Source organism: Microbulbifer thermotolerans (genome assembly GCF_001617625.1).
Classification (GTDB): domain Bacteria; phylum Pseudomonadota; class Gammaproteobacteria; order Pseudomonadales; family Cellvibrionaceae; genus Microbulbifer; species Microbulbifer thermotolerans.
Genome location: NZ_CP014864.1, coordinates 600,624 through 623,042, shown reverse-complemented (window position 1 = coordinate 623,042; position 22,419 = coordinate 600,624). Strand labels below are relative to the sequence as shown.

The 22,419-nt window shown below is 57.4% G+C and carries 27 protein-coding genes; 7 read left to right on the top strand and 20 right to left on the bottom strand.

Annotated elements, in window-relative coordinates:
• The first annotated feature begins 204 nt into the window (after positions 1 to 204).
• Positions 205 to 729, top strand: coding sequence for a 3-hydroxyacyl-[acyl-carrier-protein] dehydratase FabA (gene fabA / locus A3224_RS02640; RefSeq protein ID WP_067157329.1), 525 nt, complete (start codon positions 205 to 207; stop codon positions 727 to 729).
• A gap of 82 nt (positions 730 to 811) precedes the next feature.
• Positions 812 to 2,038 (top strand): beta-ketoacyl-ACP synthase I, encoded by a 1,227-nt coding sequence (gene fabB / locus A3224_RS02635; RefSeq protein WP_067151111.1) that lies wholly within the window; start codon positions 812 to 814, stop codon positions 2,036 to 2,038.
• 76 nt (positions 2,039 to 2,114) lie between these two features.
• On the opposite strand, the gene A3224_RS02630 is transcribed toward fabB, so the two are convergent.
• The 4 genes from A3224_RS02630 to A3224_RS02615 all read right to left on the bottom strand — a co-directional run bounded on the left by A3224_RS02630 (position 2,115) and on the right by A3224_RS02615 (position 6,346).
• Positions 2,115 to 2,969: a sugar nucleotide-binding protein gene (locus A3224_RS02630; RefSeq protein ID WP_067151108.1), complete on the bottom strand. Its 855-nt coding sequence runs from the start codon at positions 2,967 to 2,969 to the stop codon at positions 2,115 to 2,117.
• Between the two features lie 15 nt (positions 2,970 to 2,984).
• Positions 2,985 to 3,527 carry a single-stranded DNA-binding protein gene (ssb, locus tag A3224_RS02625; RefSeq protein ID WP_067151105.1) on the bottom strand — a complete coding sequence of 181 codons (543 nt, stop codon included), beginning with the start codon at positions 3,525 to 3,527 and terminating at the stop codon, positions 2,985 to 2,987.
• A gap of 104 nt (positions 3,528 to 3,631) precedes the next feature.
• Positions 3,632 to 4,801 (bottom strand): MFS transporter, encoded by a 1,170-nt coding sequence (locus tag A3224_RS02620; protein WP_067151103.1) that lies wholly within the window; start codon positions 4,799 to 4,801, stop codon positions 3,632 to 3,634.
• Positions 4,802 to 4,939: 138 nt separating this feature from the next.
• On the bottom strand, positions 4,940 to 6,346 hold the full coding sequence (locus tag A3224_RS02615) for a mannose-1-phosphate guanylyltransferase/mannose-6-phosphate isomerase (protein ID WP_067151100.1): 1,407 nt from the start codon (positions 6,344 to 6,346) through the stop codon (positions 4,940 to 4,942).
• Between the two features lie 151 nt (positions 6,347 to 6,497).
• Between A3224_RS02615 and uvrA the strand changes: the two genes are divergently transcribed.
• From uvrA to A3224_RS02590, 5 genes are all read left to right on the top strand, one after another.
• Positions 6,498 to 9,323: an excinuclease ABC subunit UvrA gene (gene uvrA / locus A3224_RS02610; RefSeq protein WP_067151097.1), complete on the top strand. Its 2,826-nt coding sequence runs from the start codon at positions 6,498 to 6,500 to the stop codon at positions 9,321 to 9,323.
• Between the two features lie 40 nt (positions 9,324 to 9,363).
• Positions 9,364 to 10,116, top strand: coding sequence for a LamB/YcsF family protein (locus A3224_RS02605; RefSeq protein ID WP_067151094.1), 753 nt, complete (start codon positions 9,364 to 9,366; stop codon positions 10,114 to 10,116).
• Positions 10,113 to 10,841 (top strand): 5-oxoprolinase subunit PxpB, encoded by a 729-nt coding sequence (gene pxpB, locus A3224_RS02600; protein WP_067151091.1) that lies wholly within the window; start codon positions 10,113 to 10,115, stop codon positions 10,839 to 10,841. The genes A3224_RS02605 and pxpB overlap by 4 nt, the downstream gene beginning before the upstream one ends.
• Positions 10,838 to 11,791 carry a 5-oxoprolinase subunit C family protein gene (locus A3224_RS02595; RefSeq protein ID WP_067151088.1) on the top strand — a complete coding sequence of 318 codons (954 nt, stop codon included), beginning with the start codon at positions 10,838 to 10,840 and terminating at the stop codon, positions 11,789 to 11,791. The genes pxpB and A3224_RS02595 overlap by 4 nt, the downstream gene beginning before the upstream one ends.
• A 273-nt stretch (positions 11,792 to 12,064) precedes the next feature.
• Positions 12,065 to 13,519, top strand: a complete 1,455-nt coding sequence (locus tag A3224_RS02590; protein WP_067151085.1) for a pectin acetylesterase-family hydrolase — start codon at positions 12,065 to 12,067, stop codon at positions 13,517 to 13,519.
• A gap of 91 nt (positions 13,520 to 13,610) precedes the next feature.
• On the opposite strand, the gene A3224_RS02585 is transcribed toward A3224_RS02590, so the two are convergent.
• From A3224_RS02585 to rpsN, 16 genes are all read right to left on the bottom strand, one after another.
• Positions 13,611 to 14,240: a hypothetical protein gene (locus tag A3224_RS02585; protein ID WP_067151083.1), complete on the bottom strand. Its 630-nt coding sequence runs from the start codon at positions 14,238 to 14,240 to the stop codon at positions 13,611 to 13,613.
• 118 nt (positions 14,241 to 14,358) lie between these two features.
• Positions 14,359 to 14,619 carry a YeaC family protein gene (locus tag A3224_RS02580; RefSeq protein ID WP_067151079.1) on the bottom strand — a complete coding sequence of 87 codons (261 nt, stop codon included), beginning with the start codon at positions 14,617 to 14,619 and terminating at the stop codon, positions 14,359 to 14,361.
• 74 nt (positions 14,620 to 14,693) lie between these two features.
• The gene (rplQ, locus tag A3224_RS02575; RefSeq protein ID WP_067151076.1) at positions 14,694 to 15,089 is read right to left on the bottom strand and encodes a 50S ribosomal protein L17; all 396 of its coding nucleotides are present in this window, start codon (positions 15,087 to 15,089) and stop codon (positions 14,694 to 14,696) included.
• A 97-nt stretch (positions 15,090 to 15,186) separates the two neighbouring features.
• A complete protein-coding gene (locus A3224_RS02570; RefSeq protein WP_067151073.1) occupies positions 15,187 to 16,191 on the bottom strand; it encodes a DNA-directed RNA polymerase subunit alpha in 1,005 nt (334 codons plus the stop codon).
• Between the two features lie 40 nt (positions 16,192 to 16,231).
• Positions 16,232 to 16,852 carry a 30S ribosomal protein S4 gene (gene rpsD, locus A3224_RS02565; protein ID WP_067151070.1) on the bottom strand — a complete coding sequence of 207 codons (621 nt, stop codon included), beginning with the start codon at positions 16,850 to 16,852 and terminating at the stop codon, positions 16,232 to 16,234.
• A gap of 14 nt (positions 16,853 to 16,866) precedes the next feature.
• On the bottom strand, positions 16,867 to 17,256 hold the full coding sequence (rpsK, locus tag A3224_RS02560; protein ID WP_067151067.1) for a 30S ribosomal protein S11: 390 nt from the start codon (positions 17,254 to 17,256) through the stop codon (positions 16,867 to 16,869).
• A gap of 71 nt (positions 17,257 to 17,327) precedes the next feature.
• Complete coding sequence (gene rpsM, locus A3224_RS02555) at positions 17,328 to 17,684, bottom strand: 30S ribosomal protein S13 (protein ID WP_067151065.1); 357 nt, start codon at positions 17,682 to 17,684, stop codon at positions 17,328 to 17,330.
• Positions 17,685 to 18,091: 407 nt separating this feature from the next.
• Complete coding sequence (gene rpmJ / locus A3224_RS16425) at positions 18,092 to 18,208, bottom strand: 50S ribosomal protein L36 (protein WP_010133825.1); 117 nt, start codon at positions 18,206 to 18,208, stop codon at positions 18,092 to 18,094.
• A gap of 42 nt (positions 18,209 to 18,250) precedes the next feature.
• Positions 18,251 to 19,597: a preprotein translocase subunit SecY gene (gene secY, locus A3224_RS02550; RefSeq protein ID WP_067151062.1), complete on the bottom strand. Its 1,347-nt coding sequence runs from the start codon at positions 19,595 to 19,597 to the stop codon at positions 18,251 to 18,253.
• A gap of 11 nt (positions 19,598 to 19,608) precedes the next feature.
• Positions 19,609 to 20,043 (bottom strand): 50S ribosomal protein L15, encoded by a 435-nt coding sequence (gene rplO, locus A3224_RS02545; RefSeq protein WP_067151058.1) that lies wholly within the window; start codon positions 20,041 to 20,043, stop codon positions 19,609 to 19,611.
• A 1-nt stretch (position 20,044) separates the two neighbouring features.
• Positions 20,045 to 20,230 carry a 50S ribosomal protein L30 gene (gene rpmD, locus A3224_RS02540; RefSeq protein ID WP_067151055.1) on the bottom strand — a complete coding sequence of 62 codons (186 nt, stop codon included), beginning with the start codon at positions 20,228 to 20,230 and terminating at the stop codon, positions 20,045 to 20,047.
• A 38-nt stretch (positions 20,231 to 20,268) separates the two neighbouring features.
• A complete protein-coding gene (rpsE, locus tag A3224_RS02535) occupies positions 20,269 to 20,775 on the bottom strand; it encodes a 30S ribosomal protein S5 (RefSeq protein WP_067151052.1) in 507 nt (168 codons plus the stop codon).
• A gap of 10 nt (positions 20,776 to 20,785) precedes the next feature.
• On the bottom strand, positions 20,786 to 21,136 hold the full coding sequence (gene rplR / locus A3224_RS02530; protein ID WP_067151049.1) for a 50S ribosomal protein L18: 351 nt from the start codon (positions 21,134 to 21,136) through the stop codon (positions 20,786 to 20,788).
• 13 nt (positions 21,137 to 21,149) lie between these two features.
• Positions 21,150 to 21,683 (bottom strand): 50S ribosomal protein L6, encoded by a 534-nt coding sequence (rplF, locus tag A3224_RS02525; RefSeq protein ID WP_067151046.1) that lies wholly within the window; start codon positions 21,681 to 21,683, stop codon positions 21,150 to 21,152.
• Between the two features lie 12 nt (positions 21,684 to 21,695).
• The gene (gene rpsH / locus A3224_RS02520) at positions 21,696 to 22,088 is read right to left on the bottom strand and encodes a 30S ribosomal protein S8 (RefSeq protein WP_067151044.1); all 393 of its coding nucleotides are present in this window, start codon (positions 22,086 to 22,088) and stop codon (positions 21,696 to 21,698) included.
• Between the two features lie 23 nt (positions 22,089 to 22,111).
• Positions 22,112 to 22,417 carry a 30S ribosomal protein S14 gene (gene rpsN, locus A3224_RS02515; protein ID WP_067151041.1) on the bottom strand — a complete coding sequence of 102 codons (306 nt, stop codon included), beginning with the start codon at positions 22,415 to 22,417 and terminating at the stop codon, positions 22,112 to 22,114.
• Positions 22,418 to 22,419 lie beyond the last annotated feature (2 nt).

The following is a 22,419-nucleotide window of genomic DNA, read 5'->3' as shown; positions in this document are numbered from 1 at the left end:
AATCATGCACATGGGATGCCATAAATCGCCGCCCACCTGGCGCTCCCCCTTGCGGGCAAATGTTACAGCTTTGTGGCAGACAGCCCCATATCGGTCACAGATAGGATCATGACCGACTGGACAAGCTATCCTCAAACCTTAGAATGCCCGCTCTTGCAAAAGCGCCCAAGGTCGATGGCGCAAACACCCAAAGACGGGGAGAAAATGAGTAATTTTGTTCAAAAAAGCAGCTACAGCAAAGAAGAACTGCTGGCTTGCTCACGCGGTGAGATGTTCGGTCCCGGCAACGCCCAGTTGCCCGCCCCCAATATGCTGATGCTCGACCGCATCACCCACATTTCTAAAGACGGTGGGGCCTACGGCAAGGGCGAATTGATCGCCGAGCTGGATATACACCCGGACCTCTGGTTCTTCGAATGCCATTTCCCCGGCGATCCGGTGATGCCGGGCTGTCTGGGACTGGATGCCATGTGGCAGCTGCTTGGCTACTTCCTGGCCTGGAAGGGCAACCCCGGTCGCGGCCGCGCGCTCGGTTGCGGCGAAGTGAAGTTCACCGGTCAAATACTGCCGACAAGCAAAAAGGTCACCTACCACATCCAGATGAGTCGCCTAGTGGAGCGGAAACTGGTCATGGGTATCGGCGACGGCACTGTCTCCGTGGACGGCCGCGAGATCTATACGGCAAAAGACCTGCGTGTGGGCCTGTTTACCCGCACCGATAATTTTTGAGTCCGACCCGACACGTTCGCCGCAAACTTATTCTGACAAGAATAACTAGGTACACTGTCGAAAAGTCTTACTGGAGATCACTATGCGCCGGGTTGCTATTACCGGAATGGGCATCACTTCCTGCATCGGTACCAATACAGAGGAAGTGACCGCTTCCCTAAAAGCGGGACGCAGCGGCATCCGCTTTATGGAGGAGTACCGCGAACTGGGCCTGCGCAGTCAGGTCGCCTGCCCGGTGGATATCGATTTCAAGGAGCATATCGACCGCAAGGTGCTGCGCTTTATGGGGGACTCCGCCGCTTACGCATACATCGCGATGAAAGAAGCCGTCGCCATGTCCGGCCTGGAGGAAAGCGATATTTCCAATCCCCGCACCGGCATAGTAATGGGCTCCGGCGGCACCGCCACCCGCGAGATCATCGACGCTGCGCAGACTCTGAAGGAAAAGGGCGTACGCCGCGTCGGCGCCTACCGGGTGCCTCAGGTGATGGGCAGCACTGTATCGGCCTGCCTGGCCACCCCTTTCAAAATCAAGGGCGTCAACTACAGCATCTCCTCCGCCTGCGCCACCAGCGCGCACTGTATCGGCAATGGTGCTGAGCTGATCCAGATGGGCAAGCAGGATATCGTCTTTGCTGGTGGCGGCGAAGAACTGGCCTGGAGCCTGACTCATCTGTTTGATGCCATGGGCGCCCTCTCCACTAAATACAACGATGAGCCCACCCGCGCCTCCCGCCCCTACGACGCGGACCGGGACGGCTTCGTAATCGCCGGTGGCGGCGGCTGCCTTGTACTGGAGGAAATGGAACACGCCAGGGCTCGCGGCGCCAAAATCTACGCGGAGCTCGTTGGTTACGGCGCCACCTCCGACGGCTACGACATGGTGGCCCCCAGCGGGGAAGGCGCCGTGCGCTGCATGCAGCAGGCACTGGGCGGGATGGACGGCAAAGGATTGGAAGGCGGGGTGGACTACATCAATACCCACGGCACCTCGACACCAGTCGGTGACGTGGCGGAACTCAAGGCTATGCGCGAGGTCTTCGGCGACAAGGTGCCAGCCTTCGCCTCCACCAAGTCCCTGACCGGCCACTCTCTGGGCGCCGCCGGTGTGCAAGAGGCCATTTACTGCCTGCTGATGATGCAGAACGGCTTTATCGCCGCTTCGGCCAACGTGGACAATCTGGATCCCGCCGCCGAAGGTATGGACTTGGTGACTCAGATGCGGGAACAAGAGATCGGTCGCGCCATGTCCAACAGCTTTGGCTTCGGCGGTACCAACGCCTGCCTAATATTCGACAAGGTCGAGTAATTCGCCGGGTGCGGAACAGAGCTTCCGCACCTTCCCGCCTACTATGCCGCGCGACTGGCCAGGGACCTGCACAGCCTCAAAGCGCGAATTCGTCGCGCCGCATTTTTCCCAGCCGCTCCAGCCACAACTCCACCTGCCGGGTCAGCCCCTGGCGCCAGCTGCGCTGCTGTATTCCAAACACATCGCGCAATTTTCCGCAGGCCAGGACTACACTGCGGGCTTCCCCTTCCTCCAACGGGCTGAGCGCTGCAGATAGGTCCTCGTCACAAAAAGACTGGGCGCGCTCCACCACTTCCCGCGCAAACTCCATGGCCGTGCAACTATCCGCGGAACCGTAGTGGTAGATGCCGGATGAGGGGGCGCCACTGGCCAGCTGCTGCGCCACAGCCACCGTGACCCTGGCCATGTCCGACACAGTCACCGGACTGCCGCGACTCTGATCGTCCAGGGACACAGGCCGACCCGCCACCAGACTCCGCAAGATACGCCCCAGCAAGGCATCTTCATCGAGGTCCACCATCCAGCCGAAACGCAATGTGATCAGGTTTTCGCACCCGCCCAGCGCCGCTTCACAGGCCAGCCACTCGCACCCGGCTTCGCAGTCCGGCTGCGGCAGAGCCTCCTCATCGTAAACTTTGCGCTCGCCGCCCCTGAATACTTGACAAGAGGACAGATGGATCAGATTGCCGCTATTTATCTGCGCGAGCTGCTCGCACACATCCAGTGCGGTGGACATGCCCCGACGTCCCCCGCAAGCAGAGGCATTGATCACAATGGATCCCGGACGCAACTCACCCAACTCTGCCGCGGCCAACAGCTGCACGCGAAACCCGGCGCGCTGCAGGCGTTTCTGCAGCGCGGCGTCCAGGGCGCTGCCAACGCCGATTACCGCGACGGAATCCGGCTGATAACCGGTGTGATGCTCCTGCACGGGACTGACGGGACCTTAGAAGGGAATATCGTCATCGAAACTGTTGTCGAAACCACCAGAGGGCGCCTGGTTCGGCTGCTGTCCCGACGGATTGGTGGAAGGCGCCATCGGCGAGGGCGCTGATCGGCCTTGGGCATAGGGGTCAGCCTGACCGCCGCCCTGCTGCTGATAGCCGCCCTGGCCGCCGCCCATGCCCTGATTAAAACCGCCCTGCTCACCGCGGCTGTCGAGCATCTGCATCTCGTTGGCCACAATTTCCGTGGTATAGCGGTCCTGGCCGTTCTGATCCTGCCACTTGCGGGTCTGCAGGCGCCCCTCTACATAGACTTTGGAGCCCTTGCGCAGATACTCACCGGCGATCTCGGCCAGGCGGTTAAAAAAGACCACCCGATGCCACTCTGTGCGCTCCTGGGGCTGCCCGGTCTGCTTGTCTTTCCAGGACTCTGACGTCGCCAAGCTGACATTGGTCACGGCGCCGCCGCTGGGCATATAGCGGGTTTCCGGGTCTGACCCCAGATTACCGATCAGAATAACTTTGTTGATACCCCTGCTGGCCATGGGCCTCTCCTCTCGTAGCTGTGGAACCGGTCCAGTACGGATTCCGAAAATAAACTTTGCAAATTATGGATATTTATCCAGCGGCACACAACAGGCGCAACCGGTTAGCAAGTGCCAGCAGTTCTGCCGCGCCAAAGCAATAAACACCATAGCAACGCCCACAACAGCAAGACTGTGAAAATCATCACCACTACTGCTCCGGCGCCGCCGAAATTAAACAACCAACCCCCGCACACCCCACCGGTGAAGACACCGAGGAACTGCACAGTGGCATAGAGCCCGGATGCGGCGCCGCGGGCCTCCGCGGGCGCTTCCCGGGTCAACTGCGCTGGCATCAATGCCTCCAGCAGATTGAAGGCGATAAAGAAAACCGACAGCAAAGCCAACAGTGGAAAACCGGACTCCACCCGGAGCGCACCCGCGCCGGCACCCAGTGCAAACAGAGCCGCCAGCATGGCCTCACGCACTCGCCCCCTGCGCTCCGCCAAGCGCATCAGCGGCAACATAACGACAAAGGCTCCCAGCATAATCGGGCCATATATTTTCCAGTGCGAGCCAGCCGGCAGCCCCAGAGTTTCTACCAGCACCAGCGGCAGCGGCACGAAGAGCGCCGTCAACAGCAAGTGAAGGAAGAAGGCTCCACTAGCCAGGCGCCAGACAGAGCCATTGCCCAGAACCGCACCCAGCCCGCCGCGAACAACCGCTGGCCGCCGCGGAGACTCCGGAGTGGGCACCAGGCGCCACAATAGCAGCATGCCCACAAGTGCCAGCGCCATAGTCACCCAAAAGATGGCCGACAGCCCGCCCGCACCGGCGAGGAGCGGCCCCAGCACCGCGGCGAGCATAAAAGCCACCCCGATAGCCGCGCCGATTACCGCCATGGCGATACCCCGATTTTCATCGCGGGTCAGATCCGCCACCAACGCCATAGTGGCCGCGGCTATGGCCCCGGCGCCCTGCAGCATACGGCCGGCGATAAGCCCGTATACAGAGTCGGTCAAAGCCGCGACCAGACTGCCGCAAGCGAACAGAGCGAGGCCTGCGTACATCACCGGTTTGCGCCCCCAGCGGTCCGACAGCATGCCCAGCGGAATTTGCAGCAGTGCCTGACTGAGACCGTAAACACCAAGGGCCATCCCCAACAACGCCGGCGTGCTGCCGCGGTAATCGGCCCCGTAAACCGTCATCACCGGCAGCACCATAAACAGACCGAGCATACGGAAGACATAGAGGGAAGCGAGACCGGCGAGGGCGCGGCGTTCGGAGGCGTTCATCGGATTTCCGGTACAGCTGTAAACAAGGCGCGCATTGTAACAGCGTTAGGCAGCGCGACCGAAGACCCACCACTGGCGGAGTATTGACAAACCTCAGCAAGCTGTGGGCCCCGCTTCCGCGCCGAGGAAAGAGCCCTCCTACACGCGGCCATAGCTGTCATCGAAGCGGACGATATCATCCTCTCCCAAATAACTGCCGGACTGCACCTCGATCAACTCCAGCGGGATGGTGCCGGGATTCTCCAATCGGTGTACCACCCCCAGGGGGATGTATGTGGATTGATTCTCGGTGACTAATAGCTCTTCATCGCCTCGCGTCACCTTCGCTGTACCGCGCACCACTATCCAATGCTCGGCGCGGTGGTGATGCATTTGCAGGGACAGTTGCCGTCCGGGTTTTACCACGATGCGCTTGACCTGAAAGCGCGGCCCCGCATCGATAGAGTCATAGTAACCCCAGGGACGGTAGACCTTGCGGTGTCGCCGGGTCTCACTGCGCGATGCGGCGTTCAAACGCTGCACCAGCCTCTTTACCTCCTGCACCCGCTGCTTATCGGCGATCAGCAGGGCATCGTCAGTGTCCACCACAACCAGGTCGCGCACGCCGAGTAATCCCACCAGCCGGCTGTCGGCGCGCACCAGACAGCCGCTGCTGTCCTCCGCCAGCGCGTCGCCGTGCAACAGATTATCGTCATCGTCCCGTTCCGACAGTTCCCAGAGCGCAGACCAGGAGCCCACGTCGCTCCATCCGGCATCCATCGGCACCACCGCCGCGGATTCGGTCTTTTCCATCACTGCGTAGTCCACCGAATCCTCGGGGCAGGAAGAAAAAGCTTCCGCATCCACCCGGGTAAAGTCCAAATCCCGCGCCGCTCCGGCAAAGGCGGCGCGGCAGGCATCGAGTATTTCCGGCTGGTGCTGGCCCAGCTCTTCGATATAGCGTGCGGCCCGGAAAAGGAAGATACCGCTGTTCCAGGCGTAACCGCCGTCGGCCAGGTAGCGCTCGGCGGTGGCTGCATCCGGCTTCTCTACAAACTCCGCTACCTTCCAGCCCCCTTCGCCGACAGCTTCGCCCCGGCGGATGTAACCGTAACCCGTCTCCGCACGAGTGGGCACTATCCCAAAAGTCACCAGGTGGCCCGCCTCCGCCAGCGCAGACGCTTCGGCCACGGCCCTCTGGAAGGCGGCCACATCAGCCACCATATGATCCGCCGGCAATACCAACAGCAGAGGATCTGCCCCGGTCTCCAATGCCGCGAGCGCAGCCAGAGCGATTGCTGGCGCTGTATTCCGGGCACAGGGCTCGAGCAGTATTGCCTGCGCCTTGTGGCCAATTTCTTGCAGCTGTTCAGCGGCGGCAAAACGGTGCTCCTCGTTACACACCACTATGGGGGCCTGCACCTCTTCGATACCATCGAGACGCAGAGCCGTGGCCTGTAACATGGTGTCGCTGCCGGTCAGAGATAAAAACTGTTTTGGGTAGGCTTCCCGGGACAGAGGCCAAAGCCGCGAGCCTGTGCCGCCGCAGAGAATGACGGGGATCATGCGTTGTCAATCTTTTGCTGGTCTTTTCGGAGCGGGGAATTTTGGCACACTTAGTAGCAGGATTATACTTGGCTGTTTTCCCGCGCCGCAGAAACCAGGCGCGAAGCCCCGGGTTTTCGCCCCAGGTCGCAAACAGACAGGCAGGTAGAGTGTGGACACGATTTATGTAAGGGGTGCGCGCACCCACAACCTCAAAAATATTGACCTGGATATTCCCCGCGATAAGTTGATTGTGATCACCGGGCTATCTGGCTCCGGCAAGTCCTCGCTGGCATTCGACACGCTCTACGCAGAAGGGCAGCGGCGCTATGTGGAATCCCTTTCCACCTACGCGCGGCAATTTTTATCGATGATGGAAAAGCCGGATGTGGACACAGTCGAGGGCCTGTCCCCGGCGATCTCTATCGAGCAGAAATCCACCTCCCACAACCCCCGTTCCACTGTCGGCACCATCACAGAAATCTACGACTATCTGCGTTTGCTGTTCGCCCGCGTCGGCGAGCCGCGCTGCCCGGACCACGATGAACCGCTGCAGGCGCAGACAGTGAGCCAGATGGTGGATCAGGTGCTGGCGCTGCCGGAAGGCACCAAGCTGATGCTGCTGGCGCCGGTGGTGCGCGACCGCAAGGGCGAACACCTGCACGTCTTCGAACAGCTGCGCCGCGACGGCTTCGTACGCGCCCGCATCGACGGCCTGGTCTGCGACTTGGATGACACACCGAAACTGGACAAGCGCAGGAAACACACAATCGAGGTTGTGGTAGACCGCTTCAAAGTGCGCGCCGACCTGCAATTGCGCCTGGCGGAATCCTTCGAAACGGCACTCGCCCTGACCGGAGGCATCGCCTCCATCGCTTTTATGGAGGGCGCCCAGGAAGAGCGGCTGTTCTCCGCCCGCCACGCCTGCCCTGTGTGCGACTACTCCCTCGACGAGCTGGAGCCGCGCCTTTTTTCTTTCAACAATCCCGCCGGTGCCTGCCCCGCCTGCGATGGTTTGGGGGTAAAGCAGTTCTTCGACGAAGAAAAAGTCATTCTGGACCCGAGCAGCAGTATTTCCGAGGGTGCTATCCGCGGCTGGGACAGGCGCAATGTCTACTACTACCACATGCTCAGCTCCCTGGCCGAGCACTACGGTTTCGATCTGGACAAACCCTGGAAGAAGCTGCGCAAGGCGCACCGCGAGGTCATCCTTTACGGCAGCGGCTCCACCCAGATTGATTTCAGCTATGTGAACGACCGCGGTGATGTCACCGTGCGCCGCCACGCCTTCGAGGGCATTATTCCCAACTTCCAGCGCCGTTATCGCGATACCGAATCCCAATCCGTGCGCGAGGAACTGGCCAAGTATCTGAGCACCCAAAAATGCCCCAACTGCGGAGGGGCGCGCCTGCGCCGCGAGGCCCGCCACGTCTTTATCGACAACCGTACACTGGCTCAGATCACCGAAATGCCGGTGGGCGACGCCTATGATTATTTTTCCCACCAACTGAAATTCGAAGGCGCGCAAAAAGAAATTGCAGAAAAAATACTAAAAGAGCTGCGCGACCGCTTCCGTTTTCTGGTGGATGTGGGGCTGAATTATCTGACCCTGAACCGCAGCGCCGAAACCCTCTCCGGCGGCGAGGCCCAGCGTATCCGCCTGGCGAGCCAGATAGGCGCCGGACTGGTCGGCGTGATGTACATTCTCGACGAGCCCTCAATCGGCCTGCACCAGCGCGACAATGAGCGATTGCTAAAAACCCTGACGCACCTGCGGGATATCGGCAATACGGTGATTGTGGTCGAGCACGACGAAGACGCCATTCGCAGCGCGGACTTTATCGTCGATATCGGCCCGGGAGCAGGGGTACACGGCGGTGAAGTAGTAGTGGCCGGCACACACGAGGAGGTGACCGCCTGTGCGCACTCCCTTACCGGCCAGTATCTCTCCGGCAAAAAGAAAATTGCCGTGCCCGAAGAGCGCTACGTGGCGGATCCGGAATATATGTTGCGCATTGAGGGCGCCAGTGGCAATAACCTGAAAAATGTCGATCTGGAAATTCCCGTGGGGCTCTTCACCTGCGTCACTGGCGTCTCCGGTTCCGGCAAGTCGACGCTGATCAACAACACCCTCTATCCACTCGCGGCCACTGCCCTGAACAAGGCCACGAGTCTTAAGGCGGCCCCCTACAAGGCCGTGTCCGGACTGGAGCACTTCGACAAATGCGTCGACATCGACCAAAGTCCCATCGGACGCACGCCCCGCTCCAATCCGGCCACCTACACCGGTATTTTCACTCCAATCCGCGAGCTCTTCGCCGGCACCCAGGAAGCCCGCTCCCGCGGCTATAAACCCGGCCGCTTTAGTTTCAACGTTAAGGGCGGCCGCTGCGAGGCCTGCCAGGGCGACGGTGTCATCAAGGTAGAAATGCACTTTCTGCCGGATATTTACGTCCCCTGTGATACTTGCAAGGGCAAGCGCTACAACCGTGAAACCCTGGAAGTGCACTACAAGGGTAAAAATATTCACGAAGTGCTGGAGATGACCGTGGAGGATGCGCGGGAGTTTTTTGACCCTGTGCCGGCCATCGCCAAAAAGCTGCAAACGCTGATTGATGTCGGCCTGTCCTACATCAAGCTGGGACAAGCCGCCACCACTTTGTCCGGCGGTGAGGCGCAGCGAGTAAAACTCTCCCGCGAACTGTCAAAGCGCGATACTGGCAAAACACTCTATATTCTCGATGAGCCTACCACCGGCCTGCATTTCGCAGATATCCAGTTACTGCTGGACGTTCTGCACCGGTTGCGCGACCACGGCAACACCATTGTGGTGATCGAACACAATTTGGACGTGATCAAGACGGCTGACTGGATAGTGGATCTGGGCCCGGAGGGTGGTTCCGGCGGTGGGCAGATTATCGCCACAGGCTCACCGGAAGACGTCGCGGAAAATAAGAACTCCCACACGGGGCGCTTCCTGAAGCAAATGCTCGTCTGACGGCGAGCGCAGCTTTCAGTCCACCTTCGGGTACAGGCTTATGGAAAGAATCGATATCAACAGTGACCTGGGCGAAGGCACGTCCAGTGCTGATTGCGATCGGGACGCACGGATAATGCCGTATATCTCCCGCTGCAATATCGCCTGCGGCGCGCACGCCGGCAACCTGCTCACTATGCGTCAGTCCCTCGACAACGCGCGCAAGCACGGTGTCACCGCTGGTGCCCACCCCGGATATCCAGACCCAGCGCGCTTCGGCCGCGTATCCCTGGCCATGGAAGTCGGTGAGCTGCTCGAATCCATCGGCGAACAGGTCAACCGGCTGCTCAGTGTCGCTGCAGAGGTGGGCGTTGTACTGGACCATATCAAGCTTCACGGTGCCCTCTACAATGACGTGGAGACCGATGCCGAGCTGGCCGAGCACTTGACGGATTTTATCGCGCGCGAATTTCCCGCATTGAAAATCATGGGACTTGCCAACGCAGAAATGGAAGCTGCCGCGCTCAGACACGGACATCCCTTTATTCGCGAGGGATTTCTCGACCGCCGCTACCTGGACAAACGCAGATTGGCGCCGCGGCACCTGGAAAACGCCGTGATTGCAGACCTGGATCAATGCCTGGAGCAGGCTCTGCGCCTGGCCCGGGGGTTGCCCTTTGAATCCTACCGGCAGGCACCGCTGCAGTTTCCGGTAGACAGTATCTGCCTGCACGGTGATCACCCCAAGGCGCCCGAAATAGCGCTGGCGCTGTTGCAATTTTTACGCTCACGGGGAATAGAGGTGCGCCAGTGAAGGCCGCTTTTTCCATTGTCACCAATGGCGACAGCGCTCTGGACATCCGCTTTGACGCGGAACCAAGTGAAGCGCTCAGCAGGCACATCACAGCTCTCGCACAAGCAATAGAGGCACAGCAATGGCAGGGTGTCCGGGAGCTGATCCCCGCTTACCAGTGCCTGACCGTGTGCTACGATCCCCTGCTATGCGACAGTCCACAACTTTCGGCGCGGCTTGAAACCTTAGCCAACCGTCATCCCGAAGCGTCGGCATCAAAGTCGGATCAGTCACGCCTGATACGTATCCCCGTCTGCTACGCGCCTGAGTTTGCACCGGATATGCAAGCGGTCAGCGCGCACACCGGGCTGTCCGCAGAGCAGATAATCGCGCGGCACACAGCGCCGCGATACCTGGTGCATATGCTGGGTTTTACGCCGGGATTCCTGTATCTGGGAGGACTGGATCCGCTGTTGCACTGTCCGCGTAAGGCCACACCGGAGCTTCGTGTGCCCGCTGGTTCTGTCGGCATCGGCGGTAGCCAGACCGGGATTTATCCCCAGGCCACTCCGGGAGGGTGGCAAATTATCGGCCGCACCCCAGTTGCGCTTTTCCGCCCCGGACACAACCGGCCTTTCGTTGCCGAACCACTCGACAGAATTGAGTTCTACCCCATCGACAGCGAAGCGTTCGAGCGCTTCGACCCAGACACTTTTTCAACCCGGCCACAGGAGCCTGCGGCGTGAGTATTCGGTTTATCGATGCGGGGCTGCAAACCAGTGTGCAGGACCTCGGCCGCACAGGCATGATGCGCTACGGGGTTTCTCAGGGCGGCGCCGCGGATCCATTGGCGGCTCGCCTGGGCAATCTGCTGCTGGGCAATCCGCCACACAACCCGGTGTTGGAAGTCACCCTGATCGGCCCCCGTCTCGAGTTTCAATGCGATATATCCCTGGTGGTTACCGGTGCCCGCTTCACACTAACCCTCGACGGTGAGAGCGTCGAAAACGATCAGGTGATCCAAGCCCGGCGCGGCAGTGTCCTCAACTTCGGACAACTCCTCAGCGGTACCCGGGCCTATATCGCTTTTGCCGGCCAGATGGCACTGACACGGATATTCGACAGTTTCTCCACACACCTCCAGTCGGGCTTCGGCGGCTGCGGAGGACAGCCCCTGAAAAAGGGAGATTTGATCCGTTTTGAAGAAACCCGCACTGTCGCCGACCGTCAGCTGCGGGAAGAACACCGGCTCAGATACACCGGCCATCCCCGGCTGCGCGTCGTCGCCGGCGCTGAGGAAACGCTGTTCTCCGGAGAGACCTTGGAACGCTTTTACACGCAGGCTTTCAGGGTCACCCCGCAAAGCAATCGCATGGGTATTCGCCTGACCGGAGAACCCCTGCACTGCGCAGCCAGGACCCAAATAATCTCCTCCGGGCTGTGCCCGGGTACAATACAGGTTCCGCCAGATGGCGACCCGATTATTGCCTTTGTCGAAGGTCAGACCATAGGCGGCTATCCGCGTATCGCCCATGTCATCAGTGCCGACCAACATCTGCTCGGCCAACTTAAAGCCAATGACCGGATCAGCTTTGAAAAGGTTTCCCTGGCCCGGGCGCACGAGATTCTCGCGGGCAAATCCGCGTTGCTCAACCAGTTGACTGCCGAATACTCATTTCATAGCGCTTCGGATTAATTCACCGCGCGTCAAACAACTTTTGTGACACAGTTCACCCAGCAAACAGCGGACTGCTAAGTCTACGATGACCAAATGGTTCCTGCGCGAAAATTGCTGGACCCGCCGCACCCGCTTCACTACCCTCTGAGCGTTTCACCCAAAAAAGAATTTGGACCGCGTCCACGATTGAATTAGTCGAGGGTGATTTTTATTGTCCCAGTGGTACGACGCAGCATTATCAATTGGACAAAGTCCAGAAAAATAATGTCAACCAACCGAAGGGGATCAATAATGATAAAAATTCTCCGTCCGTCGTCGCTGGCACTGGCCGCCAGCTCACTGATTCTGTCCGCACATGCCCTGGCCGAACCCGGGGATTATGGTTTTTGGACCACACTGGGCAATCTGTTTAACCCACCTAAAGCCAATGCCCCAGTGACACCGGAGCAAGCACAGGGCATGTATCCGTTGAGCCTGCACGACCCGGATTTCGACGACGGCTTCGACCCGGGCGACTATGACAACTGGCAAAAAGTCGATGTTCCAATCAGCACCGGCGCAATGTGCGGCAACGGCTCGCCCTATAAATTTTTTGTCTACCGGGTCCCGGATACCAGCAATACCATTTTTTACTTTGAGGGCGGCGGCGCCTGCTGGGACTATGAAAGTTGCTCAGGGCAAGCGGGTATTCGCGGCGCACGCAATCCCAATGGAATCCCAGACAACTATGTGCAAAACATCAATCTGCTGGATTTTCAGAATACCGCCAACCTGGCCACTGCGGCAGTCTCCCCCCTGATCTACACTCACCACCCCTACAATCAGTTCAAAACCGGAGAGTGGAACCTAGTGTATGTTCCCTATTGCACCGGTGACATCTATGTGGGAGACAAGACGGAAATTTACCAAGATCCCACAGGCCAAAACCCAGATCTCATATGGCACCATAACGGTCTTCGCAATGTGCAGGCAGTCGTTTCCTGGGTAAAAAACAATTTGCAAAAACCTGAGCAAGTATTGGCGGCAGGCTGCAGCGCGGGCAGTATTGGCGCTTTGCTCAACTATTCTAAGTTGCGCGCAGATATGGATGCGACCTACGGCTACCTGATCGATGATTCAGGCCCGTTGTTCCACGCACCGTTAAACAGTGATGATATTGCGTCCTACCCCTCCGTACCCCTGCACAAGGAAGTATTGCGGTCCTGGACTACCTACACCGCCGGAGGTGATCCCAGAGAAACAAATCCGATTAATTTTCTCAGCAGTATTACACCCGGTTTTAACAGTAACGAACTGGCCTCACTCTATAAGGCTCTGTCAGACAAGTTCCCCGAAGATCGGCTGGGAATCACACATTTTCTCGCCGATGGTAACTTTTCATCCTATTCTTACGAACGCTTCCACGAAGATATTTACAGCGATCCAAATGGGGAATCCCGCCTGAATAAATTAAGGGAAAAGTGGCAGTGGGACACTCACAACAACCTGATTCCACTTTTGGATCAAACAAGCAACTGGGGCTACTACTTCCCGATGTTTAGGGATTTTAACGAAAGTCACTGCACTACCATCCTCGATCTCGAGTATGGTGAGATTGCCGAGCACGGCCTAGTTCTGCGTGATTTTCTCAATAACATTGTCAACTATCAGGGCGGCGCCATTATACGCGCCTATGAAACCGATAAAGTATCGGATTTTGAAAACAATCACAGTTGGTTCTACGATCTGGTAGACGGCCTCTTATAAGCCGTAAACAAAAAGCGCGGCATTTGCCGCGCTTTTTTTCTGAGTCATTGATGGAGCTCGAATACCGCTGCCATAGATTTTGACACACAATTCAACGACCATAGGCTTCCTCCCGCGCTTCCTGCAGCCTATGGCGCAAATATTCGTGCCGACTCATACCATTCGGAAATGAGGTCATTTGTTGCACCTCCTGCACTATGCGCCGCTCCGCCTCCTTATACTCGGCAAAACCCGGTACGTCCTTATAGGGATCGTATTCTTCCGCGCTTTGCATTGCTTTCTGCCGATACTCCTTCACCATTGCCTCGGCCGCGGCATCAAACTCTGTCTTGTTCTTGCTGTTACGCTCGAGCCAAGCTATTTTCAACGCCATTGCCTCGTAGGCAAGAATCCGCCCGTCCTGCTCTATCGACTCAATCAGCCGCCAAGCCTCCTCATCAGTGGGACTTCCCTCTTCAGAGAGAAAATACGCCGATAATCTCAACTTATCTTCTTGACGCTGAAAATAGGTTTGAATCCGAGGATCAGACAAAAGCCTCAGTAGCGCATCCCGCTCGGGCGCCGCGAATTCGGACCGAATGTTGTCACGGGGGGCCGCACCATTCGACTCAGCGACTACAACAGAGGAAAAAATCTGAGAAAAAGAAAAGTATCGCCAGGCAACAGCGATCAACAATAAGATAAAGACGAAACCTACATACAGCCGGACTTTCTTATGCATTGTCTTGTTCCCGCTTCAGTATGGCGCGAACAGTGTACTCCGTGGGCTCAAGCAGGCAACCAATCTTTTACTTGGAGGGGAAAAACCAACGCCTCGGGGACGCTACGACACTCTGTTACTAATCCGAAGTCACCGAAATCCACTGTAATGTCTGTGCTTCATCCTTGTCACCGCATGGGGAATCCTTAGGAGGGACGTAACCAACCTGGGCCTCAGGCGGCAGGTTGCCCCGTTCCCATGTCACAACGGCCTCCACACACAGCTTGCGCTGCTCCTCGGTCAACACAACGCCATTGGGCCACTTGCCCAGCTCTATAGCGCGCTTGAGACTGCCGATAATCTCCGGATTGAGATTGTTGAGCAACTCTTCAAAGGACATAAGCGGTACCTCACTGACATACAAAAAAGGCCGGTCACAGACCGGCCTCCTTGGCGCGAAACCACCTGAGGGAATTAACCCTCAGCAGCTTCTGCAGCGTCTTCCTCTACCTGAGGGCGATCCACCAGCTCGACGTAGGCCATCGGCGCTTTGTCCCCCGCGCGGAAACCGCATTTGAGAATGCGGATATAGCCGCCCGGACGGGACTCATAACGAGGACCCAGCTCTTCGAACAGCTTGCGCACGGCATCCTTATCGCGGATACGTGCGAAAGCCAAACGGCGGTTCGCAACACTGTCTTTCTTCGCCAGTGTGATCAGCGGCTCCGCAACGCGGCGCAGCTCCTTGGCTTTTGGCAGTGTGGTTTTGATCAGTTCGTGCTCCACCAGTGAAGCGGTCATGTTCTTGAACATGGCCTTGCGGTGAGCGCTGGTACGGCTGAATTTACGGCCACTATAGCGATGACGCATGACTCAATTCCTTACGACCTTTGTTGCTGTCACAGCAAGTCGTGCTGGAGCGGTGTCGCGTAGCCGTGGCACCGCTCGGGTTGATTATTAACTCTGCTTACAGGGGGCTCAGCTTACTGTCACCCTTGAGGCTGGCCGGCGGCCAGTTCTCCAGACGCATACCGAGGGACAAACCGCGGGAGGCGAGAACGTCCTTGATCTCTGTCAGGGACTTCTTGCCCAGGTTCGGCGTCTTGAGCAGTTCTACTTCAGTGCGCTGAATCAGATCACCGATATAGTAGATGTTCTCTGCCTTCAGACAGTTGGCCGAACGCACGGTCAGTTCGAGGTCGTCAACCGGGCGCAACAGCACCGGATCCACCTCTGGCTCCTCGGACTTGGGTTGCGCTTCCTTCTCGCCCTCGAGATCCACAAACACCGCCAACTGCTGCTGGAGAATGGTAGCGGCGCGTCGGATAGCCTCTTCCGGATCCAAAGTACCATTGGTCTCAAGATCCAGTACGAGTTTGTCCAGGTCGGTACGCTGCTCGACACGGGCCGACTCCACGCTGTAGGCAACGCGGCGAACGGGGCTGTAGGAGGCATCCAGCTGCAGACGACCGATTGCACGAGTCTCTTCCTCATCATCCCGGCGGGCATCGGCGGGCTGATAGCCACGGCCGCGAGCCACCGTGAGACGCAAGCTGAGTTCCACATCACCAGTGATATTGGCGATCACGTGCTCGGGGTTTACGATTTCGATATCGTGATCAACCTGGATATCTCCGGCAGTCACCGCACCCGGGCCCTTTTTGCTCAGGCTCAGCACCGCCTGATCCTTACCGTGCATGACAACGGCGATTTCTTTCAGGTTGAGCAGGATTTCAATCACATCCTCCTGCACCCCTTCAATCGCGCTGTACTCGTGCTCGACACCGTCAATTTCTACTTCGGTGACAGCGCAGCCCGGCATGGAGGACAGCAGGATGCGACGCAGTGCGTTACCTAGAGTGTGGCCGAAGCCACGCTCCAGGGGCTCCAAAACCACCTTTGCATGGTTAGGAGAGTACTCGGTGACGTCAATACGACGCGGTGTCAAAAACTCGTTGACAGCAGTCTGCATAGCCATACCTGTTTACAGTTGCTTTCCTTAAAGTGGAGGATTACTTGGAGTAAAGTTCCACAATAAGGTTTTCGTTAATTTCTGCCGGCAGATCAACACGATCCGGAACGCGCTTGAAAGTGCCTTCCAGCTTGCTCGCGTTAACGTCCACCCACTCGACGTCACCACGTTGGGCGGCGAGAGAAACGGAATTCTGGATGCGCAGCTGTTTCTTAGCTTTTTCGCGTACAGAGATGACATCGCCCGCCTGTACTTGGTAGGAGGGGATATTCACTGTACGGCCATTCACCAGAATCGCCTTGTGGGAAACCAGCTGACGCGCTTCGGCCCGAGTGGAACCAAAGCCCATGCGGTAAACGACGTTGTCAAGGCGCTTTTCCAGCAGCTGCAGCAGGTTCTCACCAGTTGCACCTTTCAAACGGGCCGCTTCCTTATAGTAGTTGCGGAACTGCTTTTCCAATACACCATAAATACGGCGCACTTTTTGCTTTTCACGCAGCTGCACACCGTAATCAGACAGGCGGCCACGGCCGGCGCCATGCTGACCCGGTTTGGATTCCGCACGACATTTGGAGTCATGCGGGCGAACGCCGCTTTTCAGCTGCAGGTCGGTACCTTCCCGGCGGGAAAGCTTACATTTCGGTCCAATATAACGTGCCATTTGTCAGCCCCCTCTTACACGCGACGCTTCTTGGGCGGACGACAACCATTGTGCGGGATCGGCGTCACGTCGGTGATATTGGTGATCTTGAAGCCGCAGTTGTTCAGCGCGCGAACAGCGGATTCGCGGCCGGGGCCAGGGCCCTTCACTTCGACGTCGAGGTTTTTCAGGCCGTATTCCTGAGCCGCAGTACCTGCGCGCTCGGCGGCAACCTGGGCTGCAAACGGGGTGCTCTTACGAGAGCCGCGGAAACCGGAGCCACCTGCAGTGGCCCAGCTCAAAGTGTTACCCTGGCGATCAGTGATTGTCACGATCGTGTTGTTGAACGATGCGTGGATGTGGGCAACACCGTCGACAACGGTCTTTTTGACCTTTTTGCGAACAGTAGTTTTTGGCTTAGCCATACCAGTATCCTAAATCCTGTATCAAGTCGCCTCTACTCAAAAAGGAGGCGTGTTAAACCGCGATATCGCGCTTACTTGCGAATCGGCTTGCGCGGCCCCTTGCGGGTACGGGCATTAGTCTTGGAGCGCTGGCCGCGGACCGGCAGGTTCCGACGGTGGCGCAGGCCACGGTAACAACCCAGGTCCATCAAACGCTTGATGTTCATGGACACTTCGCGTCGCAGGTCACCTTCAACGGTAAGCTTTGCGACTTCACCGCGGATAGACTCGAGCTGCTCTTCAGACAGATCGCGGATTTTGGTGGATTCAGCGATACCTACCGCTGCCAAAATAGACTTCGCCGTGGTACGACCAACCCCGTAAATATGGGTTAGGGAAATCACGGCATGCTTGTGGTCTGGTACATTGACACCAGCAATACGTGCCATAGAGGCATACTCCACGTATTGGGAGCCACTTACTGTGAATAAGTGCGTGACTCAGCTTTAGATTCGGCGCTGACAGCGACTAAAAAACCGGCTGCGCCACCCCCAAAAGGCGCGCAAGAATAGCTTTTCAGACACCAAATTGCAATAGCCCGCACCCTCTTCGGGATCCCCGAAGAGGATACAGACGACAGTCAACGCCCCCTGATAGGGGCAGAGTTCATATTTACCCTGCCCCAACCCGCCCTTAAAAAGGGAGGTTTGCCGATACCGCGAAACCGCGATATCGGCCTATTTTACTGCCGGCATGCCATCTTGGTGAACACCTGTAACATACCATCTGGACTGCACCCACAGTAAAGAACGCAGCACAGCCCTATAAAGAAGCGAGCGGGAAAGCCCGCCCACGATTAGCCTTGACGCTGCTTATGACGCGGCTCAGCGCTGCAGATAACGCGCAGAACACCCTTGCGACGTACAATTTTGCAGTTACGGCAGATCTTTTTAACAGACGCACGTACTTTCATGACCTTACCTCAATCCAATAAAGCTGCGGACGGATGACGCGATCAGCGACGACCGTAACTCTGCAGATTTGCTTTCTTCATCAATCCTTCGTATTGGTGCGACAGCAGGTGCGACTGAACCTGTGCCATAAAGTCCATCACTACGACGACAACGATCAGCAGTGATGTACCCCCCAAGTAGAAGGGAACATTCAGACCCACCACCAAAAACTGCGGCAGCAGGGAAACCAGCGCGATATATACGGCACCCACCAAAGTAAGGCGAGTCAGAACGCTATCGATATAGCGTGCCGTTTGCTCACCGGGGCGAATACCGGGTACATAGGCACCGGATTTCTTCAGGTTATCTGCCACTTCACTCGGGTTAAACATCAACGCCGTGTAGAAGAAACAGAAGAAGCCAATCAACAGCGCGAACAGAATAATGTTCAGCGGCTGCCCAGGCCCGAGCTGCAACGCCATCCATTGGAGGATCTCGGCACCGAGACCTTCACCCCCTTGCCCGAACCACTGCGCCAGGGTCGCCGGGAATAACAGAATACTGCTGGCAAAGATAACCGGAATCACGCCGGCCATATTCACCTTAAGCGGCAGGTGGCTGGACTGAGCAGCTGGTGCGGCAGAGTAACGACCGGCTTGGCGGCGGGCGTGGTTGATCGTAATACGGCGCTGACCGCGCTCCATCACCACGACAAAGTACACTACCGCCACAGCAACAAAACCGATGGCCAACAACAACAGGATGTGCAACTCGCCTTGACGGGCCTGCTCGAAGGCCTGACCAATCGCACTCGGCAGTCCGGCAACGATACCGGCAAAGATCAACATGGAAATACCGTTGCCGACGCCGCGCTCGGTAATCTGCTCACCAAGCCACATCATAAAGACGGCGCCGGTGACCAGCGATGTCACTGCGACAAAATAGAAGCCAAATGCCGGTTCCGCAGAATACGCCAGGTTTTGACCGGCAAGACCAAACGTCATACCGATCCCCTGAATCAGAGCCAACACCACTGTCAGATAGCGAGTGTATTGGTTGATTTTGCGTCTTCCCGCGTCCCCCTCTTTTTTCAGCGCTTCCAGAGAAGGCGTCACCGCGGTCATCAGCTGCATGATAATGGAGGCAGAGATATACGGCATGATACCCAGTGCCAGTATACTCATCCGTTCCAATGCACCACCGGAGAACATGTTAAACAGACCCAGAATAGTGCCCTGGTTCTGATTAAACAAATTCGACAGCTTTTCCGGGTCAATACCGGGGACCGGAATATGTGTACCAACACGATAAACGAGTATCGCGAGGAACAGAAAACGAAGGCGAGCCCAAAGCTCGCCCAATCCCTTGCTGTTGCCCAGGGGATTTACACCGGATCCTGGTCTTGCCATTGGGGCCTCGATTAGTCTTCTACTTTACCGCCAGCGGCTTCGATGGCCGCTTTTGCACCTTTGGTGACGCTCAGACCCTTGACAGTAACTGCCTTGGTCAGCTCGCCGGAAAGGAACACTTTGGCGCGTTTGATATGGTGGCCGATAATATCGGCATTCTTCAGTGCTGCCAAATCGATTACATCCGCATCCACCTTGGCGAGCTCCGCTAGGCGGACTTCCGCAGTGTAACGGGAAACCCGCGCGGTGAAACCATACTTCGGCAGGCGCTTCTGCAACGGCATTTGACCGCCTTCAAAGCCCGGACGCACTTTTCCGCCGGAGCGCGACTTTTGACCCTTGTGGCCACGGCCGCCGGTTTTACCCAGACCGCTGCCAATTCCGCGGCCAACGCGCTTGGCACTCTGTTTGTGGCCTTCTGCAGGAGACAGTTCATTTAGACGCATCTTATGCCTCCTCAACCTTAACCATATAACTTACTTTGTTAATCATGCCGCGCACAGCGGGGGTGTCTTCCACCTCCACAGTGTGACCGATGCGGCGCAGTCCCAGACCTGCGACACACGCCTGATGGTTTTTCAGGCGTCCGTGCACACTCTTGGTCTGGGTGACTTTAATGGTCTTCTTAGCCATGGTCTCAACCCACTAATAACCTATGGTCTGAGCCGCTATTAGCCCAGGATCTCTTCGACTGATTTTCCGCGCTTGGCAGCAACATCTTCCGGGCTCTGCATCTGCGCCAGAGCACTGAAAGTTGCGCGAACCACGTTCACCGGGTTGGTAGAGCCGTAGCACTTGGCCAACACGTTGTGAACACCGGCCATTTCTAAAACGGAGCGCATGGCACCGCCGGCGATAACACCGGTACCCTGAGAGGCCGGCTGCATGTATACCTTGGAACCGCCGTGGCGACCATTGGTGGCGTATTGAATAGTGTCACCATTCAATTCCACTTGGATCATATTGCGGCGCGCAGCTTCCATCGCCTTTTGAATAGCAACCGGAACCTCACGAGCCTTTCCGCGACCGAAACCGACCCGTCCATTACCATCACCAACCACGGTCAGTGCGGTGAAGGCAAAGATCCGACCACCCTTAACAGTCTTGGCAACACGATTGACCTGGACCAGCTTTTCCTGCAGGCCTTCGTCGTTGCTTTTGTCTTTCTCTCTAGCCATAACTCAACCCTTAGAATTTCAAACCGGCTTCGCGGGCCGCATCAGCCAGAGCCTTGACGCGACCGTGGTATTTAAAGCCACTGCGATCGAAGGCGACCTTTTCTACACCGACAGCCTTGGCACGCTCGGCAATCAGCTTGCCAACCGCGGTCGCAGCTTCAACGTTGCCGGTTTTACCTGCGCGCAGCTCCTTGTCGAGGGTAGAGGCGGTGGCCAGTACCTTGTTGCCTTCAGCAGACAGGATCTGTGCATAAATGTGGCGCGGGGTGCGGTTCACGGTCAGGCGAACGGCGCCCAGCTCGCGGATTTTAGCGCGGGCACGACGTGCACGACGCAAGCGAGATGCTTTCTTAACGTTCATATCTATGCCCTACTTACTTCTTCTTGGCCTCTTTGCGATACACGCGCTCGTCAGCATAGCGGACACCCTTACCTTTGTAAGGCTCCGGCGGACGGAAAGCGCGGATCTCTGCAGCCACTTGCCCCAGCAACTGTTTGTTGCTGCTCTTGAGTACTATTTCAGTCTGGCTCGGAGTTTCAGCGGTCACACCTTCAGGCAACTGATAGTCGATCGGGTGGGAAAAACCGAGAACAAGATTCAGGGTTTTACCAGACGCCTTTGCACGGTAACCGACGCCGATCAGCTGCAGCTTCTTCTCAAACCCTTGGCTGACACCGACAACCATATTGTTGACCAGAGCACGAGTGGTACCCGCCAGCGCTTTGGCCTGCTTAGAGCCGCTGCGCGCAGCGAAAGTCAGCTGATTGTCAGCTTGATTCACTTCTACGTCCTGGTGAATCTGCATGCTCAGGTTTCCATTACCGCCTTTTACAGCGATATCCTGACCCGACAGATTGACGGTCACACCAGCGGGGATAACAACCGGATTATTTGCTACTCGAGACATATCAACCCCCGCTTAGAATACAGTGCAAAGCACTTCGCCACCGACGCCGGCCTGACGAGCGGCACGATCTGTCATTACACCTTTGGAGGTGGAGACAATCGCGATGCCAAGGCCACCGCGTACGGTCGGCAGAGATTTCTTGCCAGAGTAAGCGCGCAGGCCCGGGCGGGAAACACGGTCGAGCTCGGCAATAACCGGTTTGCCCTGGAAATATTTCAGGGTAATGGTCAGTTCTGCCTTTGCGCCTTCGCTTACGGCGTAGTCAGTGATGTAGCCTTCATCCTTCAGGACCTTGGCCACGGCAACTTTCAACTTCGATGAAGGCAGAGTGACGTCCGCCTTTCCGCGAGCCAGGGCATTGCGGATGCGGGTCAGCATATCTGCCAACGGGTCTTGCATACTCATTTGTTACGACTCCTCAAGCCTTTTTACCAGCTGGATTTGACCAGGCCGGGAACATCACCACGCATAGCCGCTTCGCGCAGCTTGTTACGGCACAGGCCGAACTTGCGGTAAACAGCGTGGGGGCGACCAGTAATGCGGCAGCGGCGTTGCTGGCGCACCGGGCTTGCATCGCGCGGCAGTTTCTGCAGCTTGAGTTGAGCCTCCCACTTTTCCTCATCGGAAGCAGTGGCACTGGCGATGATCGCCTTCAGCTCTGCGCGCTTTTGCGCGAACTTAGCTGCGGTTCGAGCGCGCTTCACTTCGCGCGCAATCATGGATTTCTTCGCCATGG

What these genes read in the sequence shown, in the direction of transcription:
- ssb (WP_067151105.1), bottom strand. Translation starts at nt 3,527, where the DNA reads ATGGCCAGCAGGGGTATCAACAAAGTTATTCTGATCGGTAATCTGGGG.
- A3224_RS02620 (WP_067151103.1), bottom strand. Translation starts at nt 4,801, where the DNA reads ATGAACGCCTCCGAACGCCGCGCCCTCGCCGGTCTCGCTTCCCTCTAT.
- A3224_RS02615 (WP_067151100.1), bottom strand. Translation starts at nt 6,346, where the DNA reads ATGATCCCCGTCATTCTCTGCGGCGGCACAGGCTCGCGGCTTTGGCCT.
- rplR (WP_067151049.1), bottom strand. Translation starts at nt 21,136, where the DNA reads ATGAACGTTAAGAAAGCATCTCGCTTGCGTCGTGCACGTCGTGCCCGC.
- rpsN (WP_067151041.1), bottom strand. Translation starts at nt 22,417, where the DNA reads ATGGCGAAGAAATCCATGATTGCGCGCGAAGTGAAGCGCGCTCGAACC.
- rplF (WP_067151046.1), bottom strand. Translation starts at nt 21,683, where the DNA reads ATGTCTCGAGTAGCAAATAATCCGGTTGTTATCCCCGCTGGTGTGACC.
- rpmD (WP_067151055.1), bottom strand. Translation starts at nt 20,230, where the DNA reads ATGGCTAAGAAGACCATTAAAGTCACCCAGACCAAGAGTGTGCACGGA.
- rpsH (WP_067151044.1), bottom strand. Translation starts at nt 22,088, where the DNA reads ATGAGTATGCAAGACCCGTTGGCAGATATGCTGACCCGCATCCGCAAT.
- rpsM (WP_067151065.1), bottom strand. Translation starts at nt 17,684, where the DNA reads ATGGCACGTATTGCTGGTGTCAATGTACCAGACCACAAGCATGCCGTG.
- A3224_RS02585 (WP_067151083.1), bottom strand. Translation starts at nt 14,240, where the DNA reads ATGCATAAGAAAGTCCGGCTGTATGTAGGTTTCGTCTTTATCTTATTG.
- A3224_RS02590 (WP_067151085.1), top strand. Translation starts at nt 12,065, where the DNA reads ATGATAAAAATTCTCCGTCCGTCGTCGCTGGCACTGGCCGCCAGCTCA.
- rplO (WP_067151058.1), bottom strand. Translation starts at nt 20,043, where the DNA reads ATGCGTCTAAATGAACTGTCTCCTGCAGAAGGCCACAAACAGAGTGCC.
- A3224_RS02570 (WP_067151073.1), bottom strand. Translation starts at nt 16,191, where the DNA reads ATGCAGACTGCTGTCAACGAGTTTTTGACACCGCGTCGTATTGACGTC.
- A3224_RS02605 (WP_067151094.1), top strand. Translation starts at nt 9,364, where the DNA reads ATGGAAAGAATCGATATCAACAGTGACCTGGGCGAAGGCACGTCCAGT.
- rpsD (WP_067151070.1), bottom strand. Translation starts at nt 16,852, where the DNA reads ATGGCACGTTATATTGGACCGAAATGTAAGCTTTCCCGCCGGGAAGGT.
- fabA (WP_067157329.1), top strand. Translation starts at nt 205, where the DNA reads ATGAGTAATTTTGTTCAAAAAAGCAGCTACAGCAAAGAAGAACTGCTG.
- rplQ (WP_067151076.1), bottom strand. Translation starts at nt 15,089, where the DNA reads ATGCGTCATCGCTATAGTGGCCGTAAATTCAGCCGTACCAGCGCTCAC.
- fabB (WP_067151111.1), top strand. Translation starts at nt 812, where the DNA reads ATGCGCCGGGTTGCTATTACCGGAATGGGCATCACTTCCTGCATCGGT.
- rpsK (WP_067151067.1), bottom strand. Translation starts at nt 17,256, where the DNA reads ATGGCTAAGCCAAAAACTACTGTTCGCAAAAAGGTCAAAAAGACCGTT.
- A3224_RS02580 (WP_067151079.1), bottom strand. Translation starts at nt 14,619, where the DNA reads ATGTCCTTTGAAGAGTTGCTCAACAATCTCAATCCGGAGATTATCGGC.
- secY (WP_067151062.1), bottom strand. Translation starts at nt 19,597, where the DNA reads ATGGCAAGACCAGGATCCGGTGTAAATCCCCTGGGCAACAGCAAGGGA.
- rpmJ (WP_010133825.1), bottom strand. Translation starts at nt 18,208, where the DNA reads ATGAAAGTACGTGCGTCTGTTAAAAAGATCTGCCGTAACTGCAAAATT.
- rpsE (WP_067151052.1), bottom strand. Translation starts at nt 20,775, where the DNA reads ATGGCTAGAGAGAAAGACAAAAGCAACGACGAAGGCCTGCAGGAAAAG.